Consider the following 17,953-nt stretch of genomic DNA (forward strand, 5'->3'; position numbering starts at 1 on the left):
ATACACCTGTTCCCATGCCGAACACAGAAGTTAAGCTTCTTAGCGCCGATTGTAGTGAAGGGTTTCCCTTTGTGAGAGTAGGACGTCGCCACGCTAAAGTGTTGTCTTGGAGGTTTAGCTCAGCTGGGAGAGCACCTGCCTTACAAGCAGGGGGTCGGCGGTTCGATCCCGTCAACCTCCATTTTTTGAGCCGTTAGCTCAGTTGGTAGAGCATCTGACTTTTAATCAGAGGGTCGCAGGTTCGAGCCCTGCACGGCTCATAGGAATATTTTGCGGGTGTGGCGGAATTGGCAGACGCACTAGATTTAGGATCTAGCGCCTTACGGCGTGGGGGTTCAAGTCCCTTCACCCGCATTTTTAGTCTTGTTTTTAACTAGGCGCTTATACGCCGGCTTAGCTCAGTTGGTAGAGCATCTGATTTGTAATCAGAGGGTCGAGGGTTCAAATCCTTTAGCCGGCATCCAGACTGCGGAAATAGCTCAGTGGTAGAGCACCACCTTGCCAAGGTGGGGGTCGCGGGTTCGAACCCCGTTTTCCGCTTAGCTTGTTCTTTCGCCGGGGTGGCGGAACTGGCAGACGCACAGGACTTAAAATCCTGCGGTGAGTGATCACCGTACCGGTTCGATTCCGGTCCTCGGCATTGCTTTGAAACACTATAAATGGCAATTGTACAATTGACAGAATAGATGTTGGCAAGTACGAAGTAGATGAATTCATCTGACTTTGATCCTTGTTTTAGCACCCATAGCTCAACTGGATAGAGTGCTTGACTACGAATCAAGAGGTTAGGGGTTCGACTCCCTTTGGGTGCATAGTTGAAATGTTTGACTACGGTTTAGAGGGTAGTGGTACTAGTTCCTTTTAAGCATTTAGTCTTTTTTATTATTATAGCTACGGGAAGTAGCTCAGCTTGGTAGAGCACTTGGTTTGGGACCAAGGGGTCGCAGGTTCGAATCCTGTCTTCCCGACCATTTTGTCATTATTTAAACCTGCACCAAAAAAATTTTTTAAGGTGTTAGGTACTGAGATAAATGTGTCGAAGAATCCGCTAGAATTAGCGGATTCTTTTTTATTGTGCGCTTTAATGCTTATTACGGGGTCGAAGCTATCAGCAGCTTCATAAGATAGGTTGCAACTTGAGTATACAAGAACTTTAGCAAATAATGCTTGGTTAAACAAGTGTTTGATATAATTGGGTGCAGTAGCATACACTTTATGGCAACCTTCGATCATCTCAAGAATTCGACTATAGTTCTCTTTTGCATGTTGACCATAATTAACATGGAGCTTCAATTGGTTATCAATACCGATAAGTGAATTTTTCAAAGTGGCTTGTTCCTTTTTGAAAAGTTCGATTGGAATTGCATCTTCATAATGGGCTTCTAGTAATTTCCTTTGTTTTCTTTTTTGACCACTCCTTATTCATTTTTTTGTGTCTCACCAATGTCTTACCTCCCTTGTCAAATAGTCTTTTGACCTCTTCTTTTTATTATATAGACATGGCTCGCAAAAGTCTTTATTCTTATCTAAATAGGACGAAAATATATAGTTCGTCCAACGCATTCCATGCTTTTCTTTTGCATCTGCAAATATTCGTTCAATTGTCTGTTTTCTCTTTCTGTACATTTCTTTATTCAACGTCGTATGGCGTTGATGTTCAAGTTTGTCCATCAGATCAGCCCAAACATATCGAGTCACAACTTTTTGATGTTTTTCACTCAGAGTACAGGGTTCAAGTAATGAACAATGAATGCAGAGTTTTGGATTAGATTTATACGTTCGATAGCTCTCACGAGTGATTGTTGAAAATGACAAATGACTTATACCTTGAGAACAAAAATAAATATCATTAAACATAAATACTTCATAATCGAAGTAACCACTTTTGAAAAGTATAACTTATGTGGTTAATAAAAGTTAAACATAATAAAATATATAGTGGTACTGATTAGTATTGAAATCAATATATAGATGGAGGTGTGTACTATGGCTTGTAAAACACGCTCATAATAGACTTTAACAGTTAGACCAGAGCTTGGGACAAACACCCATGAGGGCGATCGCCCTCACCAAACAGAATGAAAACGAAAGTGATCGACCTGCAGGCTTTTTCCTGTCATACTTAGAGATGACAGGAGTGGCTTGTAGGTCGATCACTTATTGAGGTTCTGCTCCAAGTAACCTTGAGGGACAAACTAGATCATTCTACTTATTTGCACCAATCATTAGGTCATAGAACCTGCGTATAAAAATAAATTGTTTCTATAAGTAGAATAACCTCTTCTGTAATTTTTTTCAAGGAGGAATGTTGAAAATGGAAGATGTACTTCGTTCTTGTTGTGCTGGATTAGACATCCATCAAAAAGTAATTGTTGCGTGCATTATTCGTTCTGCTGAAGGGAAAAAACGCCCAGAAAAATTCTTTGGTAGTTTTGATACGACAACTCGTGGTCTTTTTGACCTATCTGATTGGTTGACTTCTTACGAAGTCACACATATAAGTATGGAAAGTACCGGTGTTTATTGGAAATGCGTGTGGCGGATTTTACAGAATCATTTTGAGCTGCAGTTAGCGAATCCTCGTCACATCAAAAATATTCCAGGAAAAAAAACGGATATGAAAGATGCGGAATGGATTGCTCGTCTCACACGATTAGGAGTCGTTCCTACAAGTTTTGTTCCACCAGAACCTATTCAAGAATTGAGAGATTTAACACGTTATCGCAAACATTTAGTGGAAGATTTGAATCGGGAAAAAAAATCGCGGACACATGGTAATACAGAATGCTGGAATCAAATTAACCTCGGTGATTAAAGATATCTACGGAAAATCAGGTAGAGCGTTGCTCTATGCTTTAGTAAAAAACAGGCCAATCACAGAAACACTCATTTTAGAGTGTGTTTATACAACATTACGCAGAAAAGTGCCTCAATTGCTTGAATCCCTAGAAAAACAATTAGTAGAAGTCGAAGAAACAATAAACGACTATCTCGTTCCTTATGAAGAATACGTAGAACGTTTAGAGGAAATCCCTGGAATCAATCGAAGAACGGCGGCAGTTGTACTTGCAGAAGTAGGAATAGATATGTCTGTTTTCCTCTCATCTGGGCATTTGGCTTCATGGGCAGGAGCGAGTCCAGGAAATAATCAAAGTGCTGGAAAGACGCGAAGTAAACGGGTAGGAAAAGGAAATTCTTATCTAAAAAAAGTCTTAGCACAAGGGGCACTGGCGGTTTCTCAAGGGAAACCTACTCGAATTCAAGCATTTTTCTTTCGAGTAAGAAGAAATGCTGGACACAAAAAATCGGTTGTAGCGACCGTTCATTTATTGTTACGTATCATTTATCGGATGTTTTCCGATCAGTCCCGCTATGATGAACTTGGAGAAAGTTATTTAAAAAATAGAAAGAACACTCTAATATATAACTGCTAAAGTGTTCTAGACCAATTATGGCTAACTACGCATTAGGTAGGAGGTAGCCTTTTTTTGTTTTTTTTACGAGTTTAGTTTTCGTATAATAAGTCCTAACGAAAAATCCAGATACCAGTCAAATTGATTGGCATCTGGATTATTTTTAAAAATTATACCACAAATCAAGTCATTCTTCCTCTAGATTTTAGCTTTCAGTTAGAAAATAATGATATCGCATTCGCTATTGATCAATTAGTTGAAAGTATTCCCGAGGCACATTTTCTTCCTTTTCACCATCAAATGGGCCCTTCTTCTTATCATCCGAAAATGATGATGAAGATGATTTTATGTGCCTATACACAATCTGTGTTCTCTGGTCGAAAGATTGAAGCTTTAACGAAGGATAGTATCCGGATGATGTGGCTCACTCAAAGTTATCAGCCGAGCTATCGAACGATCAATCGTTTCCGTGTGAATCCCTTAGTGAACGCACTCCTTCGGGAGTGCTTCGTCCAATTCCGTAGTCAATTAGTCAAGGAACAATTAATCGATGAAGATGACATTTTTATAGATGGCACAAAGATTGAAGCCAACGCAAATAAATATACCTTTGTTTGGAGAAAATCCGTTGATAACTTTGACAAAAAGCTCACTGAGAAATCAACCTTCCTTTATAATGAATTTTCGAAATTATTCTATTCGTACAGATAAGTATGGGTTTACACGGTATTTAAAACAATATGAACGTGAAGACTGCTCGAATAGTCCTCTTCGAAGCCAATGTACAAAAGCGAAGAGTAACAAGAATTGTGGGATTCATAAGAACATGAACTGGGAATACTTTAAAGCGAGGATTCAACAGCTACTTTCAGAAGCAAAAACAGGTAAACTCTACCGTCAACGAAAAATTGACGTTGAACCAGCTTTCGGACATTTGAAAGCTTGTTTAGGCTTCACTCGGTTCTCTGTTCGAGGAAAACAGAAGACACATAATGAAATTGGCTTTGCGTTAATGGCTGTAAATTTAAGGAAATATCGATTGAATAGACCCAATAATAAACATGATTCTCCCCATAATCTAAAAAATAGAAGACTGAAAATCTTTTTTATGATTTTCGGTCTTCTATTTTTTGGTTCTTAGGACTTACGTCCCAAACTCTAGTTTGCATGGTAGGAATGGGTGTTGGAATATACTTAGTAAGATACTGTATTTGGAACAGTTAGAATAGACTAATTCTGGCTTTTTTTTTGTATTTTAAGCATAAAATAGAAGAAAAAAGTATTTCTATAATTTCTTAATAAACTGTGAATAAAAGAAAAAATTTTGTTGCTTAGCATAAAGTATTAAAAAAATGCTGGCTTTTTATTAGAATTAAGTTAAAAAAGGTGGAGATTAAATGGGTGAAAGGATGAGAATGTTTATTGCATTATTCTTATGTAAGAAAAAATGTATTCCACAAAAGAAATTATGTGAAGGAATTATAAGTGAAAGTCATTTTTCAAATATGATATCAGGTAAGTATCATTTTGACCAGCAAACATATTTTTTGATGTTAGATAGAATGCAGGTATCAAATCATTTTAAAAATATGAGATTAACAAATGAGTTATTTAAACATTTTTTTATTGATAATATTTATGAGATCGCTGATTTATTTTCAAATTGTCAATTTGAGTCTGCAATGTTCAAATTAGACTGTATTAATTTTGATATTTTCTATTCTTTAATCAATAAAATGTCTGAATTAATTTCTTCAGAAGATTCAAATGTTATAGAACTAGTTTTTTGCTTAAAAAAAATTTATGAAGGAGCCTCTGCTTGTAATGAGCAGTTGATAAAAATAGGAAGATGTACGGATAATATCGAGAAGAAAGTGAATTGGCAAGTTGAAGAAGTTATACAAATTATGGCAAGTTTAAATACAGAGGTCGAAAATACTGTTTTTCAAGATGAAGTGAGTGATTCAGACTGTAATCAAAAGCAATTAATGCTGCTTATCATGGAGCATATAACAAAAGAAAGCTTTCAAGATAGTCTAGAATTGATTGATAAGAATAATGAGAAATTACCTAAAGACAATTTTCTAAAGATCATTAAGAGTTTTTGCTTGTTAGAAATCCGCGAAAAGGAACTTGCAAAAGAAGAATTAAAAAAAGTCAAAGGAATAATTTACAATAAAACACTAGAGCATATTTATATGTATTGTTGTATTAATTTAGAAGAAAATATTAATTTTTTACATTATGAAGAGACAATGCTTTTGTGTTGTAGTTTTTTTTGTAACAATCATGTGCTTTTATATCAAAAAGCTGCTATTAGAAGCTTGGCCCATTTTTATTTTAATCATAGAAAATATAAAAAAGCTGCTGAATACTTAATAAAATCAGAAAAGTTGACTAAATATACTATGTGCAACAAAAAAGTTCGTTAATATAAAACAAGAATTCCTTAAATAAATACTGTTTGAATAGGTAAAATGAACAAAAAATTATTATAGCAACTTAGGAAGGAGAATGCGATATTCTATATAAAAATGTGATTAAAAATGCAAAAAATAGTCCTTATAAAATTATTTTTAAGTCAGGGAAAAATGAACTAACTAATAAAATCTTATATGAAAAAACTCAATGTTGTATAAATTACTTCAATGCCCATAAAATATTTGATCAAAGTATATTAATTGAATTTTTTGATGAGATTGAAATTATTCCTATATTGATAGCTACAATTACTTTAGGAATAAATGTCTGTTTAGTTGATTTAAAAAGAGAAAGTAAATCAAAAAAACAACGTAGAATTATTTTTCATCCAGAAATAATTATTATGGAGAGTGAGAATGTATTAGTTAATAATGAGATTTCTATCAAGTCAATTTATTCCTCAAAGTATACTGGAAATAAAACTGATATTGACTATTTCATTGAAGATAGACAAGTACTGACCATTTTTACTTCAGGTTCTACAGGTGTACCCAAAGGGATTAAAATAATGATGTCTAATATTTATTTTTGTATCAAATCTATTTTAAAGATATTGAAACTAAGTTCGGAGGATAGAATTGGTCTATTTCTTCCGATTACATTTGATTACGGATTGTATCATATTTTTTTTACAGTAATTAAAAATTGTAGATTAGAATTCTTTTCTGAAGAGTATTCAGAGTTTGCGCTGCTGTCTTTTATTTCAGAGAGAAAAATAACTTTTCTGCCCTCATTACCTAAAACGACAACAAATTTAATCTGGTTGGCCAAAAGAAACAATTTGTTGAATATGTTGTCGTTAAAAACGATAACAAACACAGGAGAATATTTATCTCCTTCAATACAGGAACTAATTTGGGAACAAAATCTAAATTTAAATATCTATTTTATGTACGGCATTACGGAATGTAAGAGAGTTTCTATTTTAACTCCGGAAGAATTCAAATTTAAACCAACTTCTGTAGGAAAACCATTGCCGGGAACAAAAGCTTATGTGATAGATCATGAATCAAATAAATTAAGTGAATATGGTTATGGCGAATTAGTTGTAGAAGGACCAAGTGTTACATTTGGATATTTATCAGATAAATCAACAGAAGAAGCTATCCACTATTTTGAGATTGATAAAGCGCGATATTTTAGAACTGGAGATCAATTTTATATTGATCAGCAAGGTTACTTATTTTTTGAAGGGCGCAGTTCAGAATTTATCAAATATAATGGCTATCGGATTGATCCATTTGAAATAGAATCAATCGCAATGAAAACCCCTGAAGTGGTTTTTGCAAAAGTATTTACACTTGATGACAATTTCTTTTTGGTCTATCAGGGAGAATGTTCAGAAAAAATCGTAAGAGATGGATTAAAGTTTAAACTCGATAAGTACAAAATTCCTAAAGTGTTAAAAATAAAAAAAATGCCATTGACCTCTAACAGAAAAATAGATGTTCTAAAGCTTAAAAAATATTGTGCTGAATTGGAGAGCCCTACTGAATGAAAAGTATAAATATATCAAAACATTTCAATAACAAAGCTTATCAGAAAGATGATCTTGATAATGAGGCTATGCTGACTTTATTGGGTACCGCTTTTCCTTACCCTAAAAATATATTTAGCAATCGATCAGATTATAAAATTTGCTATGATGAAGAATTAGATAATTTTGAAGCGAAAAATAATAATATTAAAATTGAAGCAAAAGAAAAATTTGATTATCTGGGAATCATCGCTTTGGGGTTGTATGGTGATTATATAGAAAAAGTCGTTGTTGGATCAGAAAGAGGCGAGTATGAAGTAGAAGTTAATTTCCCGAATTTTAGCAGAACATCTGTCAATTTTGAGAATACTTCTATTTTTTACACAACAAAATATGTTATTTCCCAACACCCAGAAGCAAGAAAAATCAATCAACAGGCTTCTGTTTTTGAGATGAAGGTACCTTTAGATTCAGAATATAAAGTAGACTATATAAAATTACCAGATAATTTATGTATTCGGATTTTTGCAATCACATTATTTTAAAAATAGAGGGGTAGATTAAATGTTACAAGAGCCACAGTTTAATTGTTTTGAGATGCTTTTAGCAGAAAAATTAAAAGCTATGAATTATGAATTTAAACATTTTTTTTGGAGAGCTGGTTTGGAATATGGAAAGCAATGCCACTCTAATTTATTTACAATCGCTACCCAAGATCATTATTATGATTACTATTTCTTGAACTATTTTGGTATACTTCTTGAGGAAAAAATTAATCCTGCTATTGAAGTGGAAATAGAGCAGAGTGGGAGTTATATAATTAAACTAGATTATTTTTTTCTGAATTACTGTAATATGTATCAAAAAGAGCATCATATTCATGCATTCATAATAGATATAAACGAAGATCTAGTTTCGATTCAGGATAATTACTTTGGCTGTGAGAAAATCATAGAGAAGGAAACCTTACTATCATGGTGGAATTATTCCCAAGAATTTGTTAAATGTAAGTTTGTTCGAATAGAAGTAATAGATGCGGCAACTTGCAAAGAGATTAGTACGTTAGAAGCATTGCAACATAATATAAAATTGATGACTGATCAGAATATATATCAGTCCTATGGGGATTACCAGTTTAGTTATGGATTCGACGCCTTAGAAAAAATTGTAACAGATATTTTAAAAGCAATAGTGAACAAAGATTTTTACAGACTAGATAGCTTCTCAGAAGGAATTGATACTATTCGAAGAAGTAGGAAACAGGCAGCCGATTTTTTTGAGCTTAGAGGTGAAGTAAAAATTCGATCTCTCTATCTTAAAATTTATACTAAATGGTCAAATGTATTTATGTCTATTTTAAAAATAATCGTATCAACTTGTATTCAAGAAGAAATTTATGACACAATGGAGCGATTATTGAAAGAAATAACAGTAATGGAACATGATGCAGTGGATTTTTTAAAAGAAAGGGTCAAAGAGATAAAAAATGAATCTTGAAAAAGTAATCGAAAACTACGGCAGCCCCGTATATATCTATGATTTGAATATAATTTCGAAAGCATATACACGACTGAAAAAAGCTTTACCAAAAGATAGTACTATTTTATATTCAGTGAAATGTAATAACAATCCAGGGGTAATTAGGCATTTAAGTAAGTTAGGTAGTCACTTCGAAGTCGCAAACAAAGAAGAATTTATGCTATTAATAAAAAATAATGTAGAACCTAGCAAAATTCTTTTTACTTCTCCGGCAAAAACGTATAATGAAGTACATTATATGATTTGTCATGGACTTAGTCTGATTTCATGTGAATCTATTCCAGAATTTGAAATGCTCAACCATCTTTGTATGTCATTAAATAAAGAAATTGGCATTTTTATTAGGTTAAACATTTCTTCAAAAAATAGTCACTCATCATTAAAAATGGGGGGCAGTTCGAGTCAATTTGGCATAGATCTCGAGGTTTTTCTAGAAAATATAGACAGGTTTAAATCGGGACACATTACAGTGAAGGGTATACACAGTTTTTTTGGTAGTAATATTACAGACTTGAATGAAATAGTTTCAAATGTAGAAGCGATAGTGGAAATAGGAAATAAAATTGAGCACATGGGTATTTCTTTACAGATGCTAGATTTAGGTGGTGGATTTCCAGCCCCGTATGCAAGTAATGATAATGCATTTGAGCTTACTTCCCTAAAAGAAAATCTTGAAAAATGTTTTATGAAGATTGATAATCGAGAAAGTAAGAAATGTTTCTTTGAATCTGGCAGATATTTGACTTCTGAATCTGGAGTTCTTTTAGGGAGTATTTTATATAAAAAAGTGAGCAAAGGCATACCGTATTTGATTTCAGACGTTGGAATACATTGTTTGAACGGTTTTTCTGGAAGTAGGAGAACACTACCACCTAAAAATGATATCAATTTTATGAATAGTAGCCGGGGAGAAAATTGTTACAGATTAGTTGGGCCGTCATGTTCTCCTTTGGATATCGTTAATTCTCGCGTTGAAACATCAAGAGAGATTTACTCGGGAGACCTATTTTATATAAACAATGTTGGAGCATACGGTTTATCCTCTAGCTTAATCAATTTTTTAAGCAGAGAAGTACCTAAAGAGATTTGCTTTTACAATAATCAAATTGTTTCTATTTCTCAGACTATCATTGAAAAAAGTGAAATTGAATTTTAATTAGATATCTTATAATATTTGGACGTTAATGATCTAAAGTATACATTGTTTTACGTTATTTTTAAAAGACAAAAGAGTTTAGTTAACAGCTTGAAAAACTTAATCACGCTAAAAAAATTTTGGAAAACAGAGATAATCTAGTTTACCTTTTTCTAGTACTTTATAATAAAAGAAGATATTAATCAGTATCAATTTTTGAAAAAGGAGGATAAAATTATGAGAATTAATTCGAAAAAAGAAGTGAAGTTTGATTCAAAAAAAGAAATGAAACTTTGTATGTGAGAAGTTGGATACAAATATGTTTTGTGATGAAATAGAAAATGGAAATATTTTTCTGAACTATAGCCGCGAACTGTCATTAAATTATGATAGTTCGCGGCTATAGTTTTTTTGAATATTTTATAAAAAGCGGTAAAACAAAATGAATGTTTGAAATATGGATTTATATGTATGATAAAAATCTTCTTTTGACCTTTATCTAAATTATTAACTTCAGTTCCTATTTTTACTATAATCGTTAATAATCAAATTCTTTTTTTGTGGAAAGGCTTTGGTAAAAAAATAAATAGTTAGCATAGTAAAATATCGAAAATAACAGGGATATTTGGGAGGAATGCCACCAGACAAAAGATAATTTTTAAAGGTTTTGAAGTCAAAAATGTAGATTGGAGTTATAAAGTGGAAAAAAAATTGGAACGTATTATAAATAATTATTTATATGAAGACATTAAGGAAATTCAAAAGAGTGAAAATTTAAGAAACCTCGGATTAGATTCTATGTCGTCAATTGAGCTTCTGATTTCAATTGAAACTGAATTTGATATTCAAATCCCTGACAGCTATTTAGTTCCTGGAACATTTGAAAATTTTGAGAAGCTTAAAGAGACGATTGAGAGCATACTACTGCCTTGACCAACAATTTTGAAAAGAGGAGAAGGGTTGAAGGAAATAGAAAAAATCAAATACTGCTTTTTTGATATTGATGGAACGATAATTACAAAAACAAATGCCAATGTAAAGCCAGTTTTAAGAAGAGTAGAGCAGTTAAAAAAATTAGGAATTATCTCCATTATTATTAGTGGACGAGAATATGATAGTCTAGAAGAATTTGTAAAAAAGGATCAAATAGATCAATATTTTTATGAGAAATCTTTGGGTCAGTTCGGAAATATTACCTATTCAGAAAGTGGAAAAAATCAATTTATTCACAGACTCAATTCGGAAAGCATAGAAAAAATAATTACGTTTGTTACTAGAAGAGGATATGATTATGCAATTGTCTGTCCAGAACACATCTATACTATAAATAAAAAAAGTAGAATAAAATATCAAATGGTTTTTCAAGTAGCTTCAAGTAGACTAGCCGAGATATCAAGTGATTTGCTTAAACAAAAGCTAAAAGAAGAAGCTGTATTAAGTATTTATATATTTCCTAACACGTCATTTAACTTGGAATATTTAGAGGTAGAAGGTGTAGTCATAAGACAGTACAGAAAGCTTAACACCGTAAGGATTTTTCCTGAAATAACAAAAAAAGAAGGGGCAGCACAGTTTCTTTTTTCAGAATTTAAGGAATCTACATTTCAGAATACGATGTTCTTTGGAAACGATAAAGATGATGTTGAACTGTTAGAAGCAGCTAGTATTGGAGTTAGTGTTAGAGAATCAGAATCAGAAGCAGTAGAAGCTTCAAATATTTCTTTAACAGGAGAATTAGTTTGTTTTTTAGATTTATTTATTGAAAAATTAATCAATTGGAGAAAAATATGAAAATCAGTGAAATGAAAAAAGAATATAGGTTAGTTACTTTGTTAGCTAAATATTATTTAGATGAAAAAGAAGAGCTTGAACTAATTCATTTAATGGAGAATGGATTAGATTGGTCCGTTGTTTTAGGTCAGTTGGCAATACATCGGATTTTCGGTATTTCTTGGGCAACTGTAAAGAAATACTGTTTTAAAAAAGAAAATTTTTTGTGTTCCTATGATCGATTTATAACGATTTTAGATCAGGAAAATAAATTATTGCAAAGCATTAACAGTGCACAAGAGAAACAAACGCTTAGGATTACCCAAAAAATGACTGAAGAAGCGATTGAATATGTTTTAGTCAAAGGTCTTGCCCTATCTGAATACGGGTATCCAGAAGATGTATACAGAAGTTTTAATGATAATGATATTCTTGTTAAACAAAAAGATCTAGATGCTATTGTCAGAATTGCAAAAGATGAAGGATATGTTTTTGGAAAAAAGGACTATATTCATAATGGAATTAAAGAAGCCACCAGAAAAGCAGTGCTGATGAGGCCTCTGTCTTCTCATGAAATTTATCCATTGATTAAGCAAGTGGATAATGAGTATCTGAATTATCATATTCTGGACTTTCAATTTTCGTTAGATTTATTTTCAACCAATAGAACAGATGAGTATGTAAATAAGATGCATGGTAGCCGATTTTTATATGCTGGAAAAAAAGATAAACAATCTTTTTATTCGTTGAGTTTAATCGATTTGCTTCTTTTCGTCTGTATCCATTTCTACAAAGAAGCTGTATCATTGGAAAAAGTTAAAACCTACAAAGATTTAGCGCTTTATAAGCTTTGTGATGTTCATATTTTGATTCATAAAGTATTGAAAGAAAAAAAACTAGATTCTTTTATTACCAGAGTGGAGGATTTTCAAGTATCTGATGAAGTACTCTATACTTTTTCAATTTGTAATGACTTCTTTGGTTTAAATGAACCTTCAATTTTAGATCTAATAAAAGAATATCCATCTGCCAAGACACATGAATTGTATTCTTTTGATGGGAAAACAAAAATAATTGATTCCTTGCATATTGGAGAACGTGTTTTTGACTTTAATCGTATGGAAAAATATCAACAATTCAGAAAGGAATGAGGCATTATGAAGTATGACTTTAAGTACCATTTACCTGTGGAGGTTCACTTTAAAAAAGGAATTTTGAAGGAGATTTTAGAATATACAAACAGACTGAATATGTCTGCTATCCTAATTCTGACAGATGAAGAAATTAGTAAAAAAAAATGGTTTGAGAAGATGCGGGAAGATTTGTGTAAGGATAGTATCAGCGTAGATGTTTGTCCTTATGTAGTATGCGAACCTACAGATCAGTCTATTAATGCAATTGCAGAAATATGTATGGATTGTTCTTATGATGGAATCATCGGAATAGGCGGTGGCAGTTGTTTGGACTCGGCAAAAGCTGTCAATATATTATTGAGCTCTAAAGCCAATAATATTGAAGACTATCTCGTCCCAAACACAACTTTGGCTGAGAAAAAAATTCCTATGATTTTGATTCCGACAACTGCAGGTACTGGTGCCGAAATTACCAGAGGGACTGTACTATATGATCAACAGCATAAAATTAAGCGGGGATTTAGTAGTGGAGGGTGCTTTGCAGACATCGCGTTGATTGATCCACTAGTAGCAAAAACATTGAAAAAAGAACAGATTGCTGCCTCTGGAGTAGATGCCTTGTCTCATGCACTAGAATCTTATCTTGTTAATGATAAGAATGAAATTTGTCGTTTATTCTCAATCTCTGCACTAAAGCTTATTAGTATGAATCTTGAAAAACTATATCAAAATAATCAGAATGAAGAGGCTGCAGAAAATATGTTTTTAGCAAGTTTACTAGCAACGATGTCTTTCGCAACTGGTGTAGGTTTAACTTTTTCACATCATATAAGTGATGTATTGGGACCAACATATAAAATACCACATGGTTTTGCGAGTGTATTTACTTTAGTTGAAACAATAAAGCAACTTCGTTCTAAGGATAAGAAAATCGATGAAAAAATGAAGAATATTGAGACTGCAATTGGTAACAGTTGTATTGAACAGACTTTGATAGAAATGTTTGAAAATCTGCAGGTTCCACATTTTACTGAGTATACTGATCCTATTAATGAACTAGAATTAGATAGTTTGTATAACAAAATAAACTCAAGTGATTACAGAGGTGTAGCTTTAGAAAACAGAGAGTTAATGATTGTTCTGAGAAAGTGTTTACAGAAAGAAAAACCCTAAGAACGATAAAATGAAAATAGGAGGGAACTATGAAAATAATTGGTTTTGGAGGATCAACTCATGATTTTTCAGTTTGTTTAGTTGAAAATGGAGAAGTGAAAATTGCGATTGAGGAAGAACGGTTGGCAAAAAAAAAGTATGGGTACGGCTGTGAGTTAAGAGAGAATCTGGCTTATAAATATGTTCTTGAAAAAACGAATACTAAAGAAGCCGAAATTGACTATTTTGTCAGTAATGACTTATTGAATAAGGACTATTTTGATTGTGTAAAAGGGAAGATGAGTCAACTTTATAATCATCACTATACACATGCAGCAAGTGCATTTTATGAGTCTGGATTTGAAGATACAGCTATTTTGGTGATTGATCATAGTGGCAGTATCATAAAGGACTCCAAAGGGCTTTCTACGGAAACTATTTCATATTATAGAGGGACAGAAAATAGAATTGCACTTATGGATAGAGTAAGTGGTGATGGTGAGATAAAAAATGGAATTGTAAAAAAACCGAATAATTCAATAGGTTATTTTTATTCCATGATAGCAAAAATGCTTGGATGTCAAAGCATGGGTGGAGATAATAAGATTCACAGTGAATCAGGAAAATTGATGGGCCTATCTTCTTATGGAAAACCTGTATATAAAGAGGATTTTGAGCGTTTTATTCGTTTTGAACAAGGGCAGGTAGAGATTGAAATTGAGAATATCAGACAATACGTAGAAAAAGTTTTGGCTGAAACTAAAAGTGAGCAGGAAACTAAAATGAATTTGGCCGCTACTGCTCAGAAGATATTAGAAGATTTAGTAGTAAAATGTGCAGATTATTTATATGAAATTACTAAAAGTAAAAACATATGTATCGCTGGAGGTGTTGGATTAAACGGATTAGCAAATCAGAAAATTTTAATGGATACAAAATTTGAAAACATCTTTATTTGCCCAGCAGCAAATGATGCGGGTACCTCAATAGGAGCTGCTTTATCAAAGTTTTATGAAAAAAATAACTGTTCAAAAAAAGAGATGAAAAATAATTTTTATGGTTTCTCGTACAATAACGAAGAAATAGAACAGAGCTTGGAAAAGCAGCAAGATAAAATTTTTTACAGTAAATTAGCGAACGGTGAAAAGCTTGCAGCAAAACTCATAAAGGAGAATAGGATTATTGCTTGGTATCAAGGAGGTTCTGAATTTGGACCCAGAAGTTTAGGCAATAGAAGTATATTGGCAAATCCTTGTAATCCGAAGATGAAGGACATTTTAAATAATAGAGTAAAGTTTAGAGAAAGTTACCGGCCATTTGCTCCTGCAGTGATGGCAGAACATGAAAAAGAATATTTTGAAATGATAAAAAGCAATGAGTATATGTTGCTAATTCCGGAAACAAACAAAGAAGTGATTTCTCGAATACCCGCTGTGGTTCATGTTGACGGAACAGCAAGAGTACAATCTGTAACGAAAACGTTCAATCCACAATTTTATTCAGTTATACAGGAATTTTATAAACTGTCCAGTATTCCAGTTGTTTTAAATACATCATTTAACATTAAAGGTCGTCCTATTTGTGAAAGTCCACACGATGCAATTGATTGTTTTTTGGAGTCAGATATTGATTATTTATTTATGGGGAATTATTTAGTATGGAAAATTTAAAGAAGCAGGAAAAAGTTATGTTAAGAAATGATGGAAAACTTGAAAAAAATAAAGAATTCACAGAAATTTCTGATTTTCCAGAATATATAGAGATTCAATTTTCCGGGAAATGTAACGCCTTTTGTAAGGTATGTCCACATCCACAGGTTAGAAAAGAAATACCTCTCGGGAAAATGGAAGTTCAACTGATTGATCGGATTTTAGAAGAATGTCAACATTATCGACATAAAATTATCAACATTGAGCCATATTTGAATAATGAACCTTTTTTGGATAGAGATTTTTTAAAGACACTAAGAAAAATTAAAAAAATAGGTTGTAATGTAGAAGTTTCAAGTAATCTTTCGGTTCTTAACTACGAAACAATCGATGCTATTGTGGAAGAAGAGCTTATCAGTGAACTAAGATGTAGTATTTTTGGTTTTTTTTATGAGACATATCAGTCGATTATGGGGTTGGACTACATCAATACATGGAATAATTTCTTTTATCTTCTGAAAAAAGTAAAGCAGAAAAAATCATTAATGACCATCCAATTCACCATGATAGATAAAGTCGGTTTAATAAGCCAAGAAGAAATTACTGTTGCAAGAAAATACTTTAAAGAGTTGGGAGTAAAATTTAAAGTTTATCCGTATTTAGATCGCGCTGAAAATAATGGTAGTAAAAATGAAAAGACGTTTTTAGAAGATAAATACAAAGTTGTTGGCTGTAAATCGGATTATTTGAAAAATCGATTGGCGATTAATTACGACGGTACAGTATCGTTATGTTGTCAGGATTGGAGAAAGCAAGTAATTATTGGCGATTTGAAAACTCAAACTATAAAAGAAATATGGGATTCAAAAAAAGTTAATAGCATAAGAGAGCAAATATATGGAGAAACAGATCCTGCGAAAGCCTTTTTTTGTCAAAAATGTGAATTAGCTTTATTGGAACAGGTGAATGTAAGATGAGAATTATTTTAGAAGGAGTAACAGGATCAGGAAAATCAAGTGTTTTTAAAGAATTAAGATTGAAACAATTGAAACTAAACACGCTGGTGTTATCAGAGTATTATACACTTAGAACATTTGAAAAAATGGCTAATAAATCTGAGTATGTATTTGATCAACTTCTAAGTTTCATAGAGCTCCAAGATCAGCTTTTTTTTGAAGCACAACTAGATAAAACATCAAATGGACAGCAACAGAAAATCAGCGTCTGTTTTGAAGGGTTTCATCTAAATGCTTATTCACGAGAGTTAATTTCGGAAGATGAATTTATAAGAATTGATCAACGATTAAAGAAACTTGGATTTAAAACAGTATTTTTTGAACTACCAGAAACATTACTAAAGAAGCGTTGTATTGAGGAAACCTTAATGTATAGGAAGAGCGGGTGGAAAAACTATATTGAAGCTTTAGGTGGAAATGAAAAGGCGCTAAAAATTTTTACAGAAAGACAGTTGCTGATGATTGAAAAACTCCAAGGAGTTGCGGGTGAAGTTTTGAGGATCGACACCAGTGAAAAAGATTGGGAATACTATACAAAGATAATTCTTTCAATGTGTGAAATGAGGAAATGACTAGATGAAAATAATGATGCTATCAGGTATAACTGGTTCAGGAAAGTCTACTTTATTTAAAAAAATGATGATGAACTGTGAAAAACTAAATTTTTCATCCGTATTTTTTTTGTCAGCTTACCACTCTCAAAACGCATGTAAAGACTTAGAAAAAAGTTTGAAGGAGTTCTATGAAACCATAGAGGAATTTCTTGCGACACTTGAACGGATGGAAGGAAAAAAAGAGATAGGTCTGCTTTTGGAAAATTCTATGAGTAACAGTTTTATAGAAAATGAGACAACGAAAGAACTAGAAGAGCGAGTACTGGATAGGTTAAACAATTATGATACAAAACAAGTATTCTTGCAGCTTGAGGAAGATTCTATAGAGAAGAGATCCGTATTGTTAACAAAGAAGTACCGCACTCCAGCGTGGAGTGCTTATCTAGATTCGTTTCACCTTAATACCCAGGAATTGACTCAGATGTTTAAAGAAAAGCAGATAAAACTAAAACAGGCACATGCAAAAAATGACTTAGAAGGTTTCATACTGAACACTACCGCTATGGAATGGCAAGACTATGTAGATAAAATGATAGATTTTTGGCAGTCTTGATTTTACTATAGATAATGACTG

The 17,953-nt window shown here is 32.5% G+C and carries 13 protein-coding genes, 8 tRNA genes, 1 rRNA gene and 3 pseudogenes; 24 read left to right on the plus strand and 1 reads right to left on the minus strand.

Features of this window, described 5'->3' with window-relative positions:
- From rrf to BCR24_RS06300, 9 genes are all read left to right on the plus strand, one after another.
- Positions 1-94: ribosomal RNA gene (gene rrf, locus BCR24_RS06260) — 5S ribosomal RNA — on the plus strand; the annotation flags it as partial.
- A gap of 14 nt (positions 95-108) precedes the next feature.
- A tRNA-Val gene (locus BCR24_RS06265) sits at positions 109-181 on the plus strand.
- A 6-nt stretch (positions 182-187) separates the two neighbouring features.
- Positions 188-260: transfer RNA gene (locus tag BCR24_RS06270), tRNA-Lys, on the plus strand.
- A gap of 12 nt (positions 261-272) precedes the next feature.
- Positions 273-354, plus strand: a tRNA-Leu gene (locus tag BCR24_RS06275).
- 33 nt (positions 355-387) lie between these two features.
- Positions 388-460, plus strand: a tRNA-Thr gene (locus tag BCR24_RS06280).
- Between the two features lie 8 nt (positions 461-468).
- Positions 469-540: transfer RNA gene (locus BCR24_RS06285), tRNA-Gly, on the plus strand.
- A gap of 14 nt (positions 541-554) precedes the next feature.
- Positions 555-640: transfer RNA gene (locus BCR24_RS06290), tRNA-Leu, on the plus strand.
- Between the two features lie 98 nt (positions 641-738).
- Positions 739-812: transfer RNA gene (locus BCR24_RS06295), tRNA-Arg, on the plus strand.
- Positions 813-894: 82 nt separating this feature from the next.
- A tRNA-Pro gene (locus BCR24_RS06300) sits at positions 895-971 on the plus strand.
- A gap of 574 nt (positions 972-1,545) precedes the next feature.
- On the opposite strand, the pseudogene BCR24_RS16405 reads toward BCR24_RS06300, so the two are convergent.
- Positions 1,546-1,887 (minus strand): annotated as a pseudogene (locus BCR24_RS16405) (transposase); the annotation flags it as partial.
- 427 nt (positions 1,888-2,314) lie between these two features.
- Between BCR24_RS16405 and BCR24_RS06310 the strand changes: the two are divergent.
- The 15 genes and pseudogenes from BCR24_RS06310 to BCR24_RS06385 all read left to right on the plus strand — a co-directional run bounded on the left by BCR24_RS06310 (position 2,315) and on the right by BCR24_RS06385 (position 17,932).
- Positions 2,315-3,434, plus strand: a pseudogene (locus tag BCR24_RS06310) (IS110 family RNA-guided transposase).
- 138 nt (positions 3,435-3,572) lie between these two features.
- Positions 3,573-4,554 (plus strand): annotated as a pseudogene (locus BCR24_RS17380) (transposase).
- 256 nt (positions 4,555-4,810) lie between these two features.
- Positions 4,811-5,845 (plus strand): hypothetical protein, encoded by a 1,035-nt coding sequence (locus BCR24_RS06325; RefSeq protein WP_069639715.1) that lies wholly within the window; start codon positions 4,811-4,813, stop codon positions 5,843-5,845.
- 104 nt (positions 5,846-5,949) lie between these two features.
- The gene (locus BCR24_RS06330) at positions 5,950-7,392 is read left to right on the plus strand and encodes a class I adenylate-forming enzyme family protein (protein WP_069639716.1); all 1,443 of its coding nucleotides are present in this window, start codon (positions 5,950-5,952) and stop codon (positions 7,390-7,392) included.
- Positions 7,389-7,916, plus strand: a complete 528-nt coding sequence (locus BCR24_RS06335) for a hypothetical protein (protein ID WP_069639717.1) — start codon at positions 7,389-7,391, stop codon at positions 7,914-7,916. The genes BCR24_RS06330 and BCR24_RS06335 overlap by 4 nt, the downstream gene beginning before the upstream one ends.
- Before the next feature lie 19 nt (positions 7,917-7,935).
- Complete coding sequence (locus tag BCR24_RS06340) at positions 7,936-8,868, plus strand: hypothetical protein (RefSeq protein WP_069639718.1); 933 nt, start codon at positions 7,936-7,938, stop codon at positions 8,866-8,868.
- The gene (locus BCR24_RS06345; RefSeq protein WP_069639719.1) at positions 8,858-10,066 is read left to right on the plus strand and encodes a type III PLP-dependent enzyme domain-containing protein; all 1,209 of its coding nucleotides are present in this window, start codon (positions 8,858-8,860) and stop codon (positions 10,064-10,066) included. Before BCR24_RS06340 ends, BCR24_RS06345 begins: the two co-directional genes overlap by 11 nt.
- Positions 10,067-10,744: 678 nt before the next feature.
- Positions 10,745-10,978 carry a phosphopantetheine-binding protein gene (locus tag BCR24_RS06350; protein ID WP_069639720.1) on the plus strand — a complete coding sequence of 78 codons (234 nt, stop codon included), beginning with the start codon at positions 10,745-10,747 and terminating at the stop codon, positions 10,976-10,978.
- A gap of 27 nt (positions 10,979-11,005) precedes the next feature.
- Positions 11,006-11,836 (plus strand): HAD hydrolase family protein, encoded by an 831-nt coding sequence (locus BCR24_RS06355; RefSeq protein ID WP_069639721.1) that lies wholly within the window; start codon positions 11,006-11,008, stop codon positions 11,834-11,836.
- An 11-nt stretch (positions 11,837-11,847) separates the two neighbouring features.
- Positions 11,848-12,966, plus strand: a complete 1,119-nt coding sequence (locus BCR24_RS06360; RefSeq protein ID WP_157804674.1) for a nucleotidyltransferase family protein — start codon at positions 11,848-11,850, stop codon at positions 12,964-12,966.
- A 6-nt stretch (positions 12,967-12,972) separates the two neighbouring features.
- Positions 12,973-14,121 (plus strand): iron-containing alcohol dehydrogenase family protein, encoded by a 1,149-nt coding sequence (locus tag BCR24_RS06365; protein WP_069639723.1) that lies wholly within the window; start codon positions 12,973-12,975, stop codon positions 14,119-14,121.
- 29 nt (positions 14,122-14,150) lie between these two features.
- Positions 14,151-15,770 (plus strand): carbamoyltransferase family protein, encoded by a 1,620-nt coding sequence (locus BCR24_RS06370; protein WP_069639724.1) that lies wholly within the window; start codon positions 14,151-14,153, stop codon positions 15,768-15,770.
- Positions 15,758-16,726 (plus strand): radical SAM/SPASM domain-containing protein, encoded by a 969-nt coding sequence (locus tag BCR24_RS06375; protein ID WP_069639725.1) that lies wholly within the window; start codon positions 15,758-15,760, stop codon positions 16,724-16,726. The genes BCR24_RS06370 and BCR24_RS06375 overlap by 13 nt, the downstream gene beginning before the upstream one ends.
- Positions 16,723-17,337, plus strand: coding sequence for a P-loop NTPase family protein (locus BCR24_RS06380; RefSeq protein WP_069639726.1), 615 nt, complete (start codon positions 16,723-16,725; stop codon positions 17,335-17,337). Before BCR24_RS06375 ends, BCR24_RS06380 begins: the two co-directional genes overlap by 4 nt.
- A gap of 4 nt (positions 17,338-17,341) precedes the next feature.
- The gene (locus BCR24_RS06385) at positions 17,342-17,932 is read left to right on the plus strand and encodes an ATP-binding protein (protein ID WP_069639727.1); all 591 of its coding nucleotides are present in this window, start codon (positions 17,342-17,344) and stop codon (positions 17,930-17,932) included.
- Positions 17,933-17,953: the final 21 nt, after the last annotated feature.

The sequence above is a fragment of the Enterococcus ureilyticus genome (genome assembly GCF_001730315.1).
In the GTDB taxonomy this organism is placed as follows: domain Bacteria; phylum Bacillota; class Bacilli; order Lactobacillales; family Enterococcaceae; genus Enterococcus_L; species Enterococcus_L ureilyticus.